General features: G+C 46.6%; 1 protein-coding gene. It reads right to left on the bottom strand.

The genetic code is table 11. From position 1 onward, the window contains the following. On the bottom strand, positions 1–663 hold a 663-nt coding region (locus ACYVTD_RS15240), incomplete at both ends, for a hypothetical protein (RefSeq protein WP_461248553.1).

The following is a 663-nucleotide window of genomic DNA, read 5'->3' as shown; positions in this document are numbered from 1 at the left end:
TGAACCACTGTTCACTGCTTGAGTCGGGGAGATTACCGTCAGCCCATGTGTTTGCGGTAAGTTGTGTAACACCCGGAGGAATCCAACCAGTATTAAACGCTATCTGGTACGTGCCACTGTAACTGCTCAAATACGGCGTTACCTTGATATAGTACACTTGGTTCGGTGTTACTGACCGTGAGATGTATTTGGTACCACTATGCAAGTCTGTTTGGCTTCCGACCGTATTACCGCTTGAGTCATACACCTGAACATACAAATACGTTAAAGTGCCTAAAGAGGCGTGTATGTACTGCGTGCTTGCCGTTGCGGTAAAGGTGAACCACTGTTCACTGCTTGAGTCGGGGAGATTACCGTCAGCCCATGTGTTTGCTGTAAGTTGGATAGGTGTAACGCCCGGAGGAATAAAACCTGTATTAAACACTATCTGGTAAGTACCGCTGTAACTGCTCAAATACGGCGCTACCCTGATATAGTACACTTGGTTCGGTGTTACTGACCGTGAGGTGTATTTGGTAGAACCATACAAGTTTGTTTGGCTTCCAACCGCATTGCCGTTTGAGTCACACACCTGAACATACAAATACGTTAAAGTGCCTAAAGAGACATGTATGTACTGCGTGTTTGCCGTTGCGGTGAAGGTGAACCACTGTTCACTGCTTG

The sequence above is a fragment of the Treponema sp. R6D11 genome (assembly GCF_054786075.1).
The sequence above is the reverse complement of the archived record's forward strand: the minus strand, read 5'-3'. Positions and strand labels throughout refer to the sequence as shown.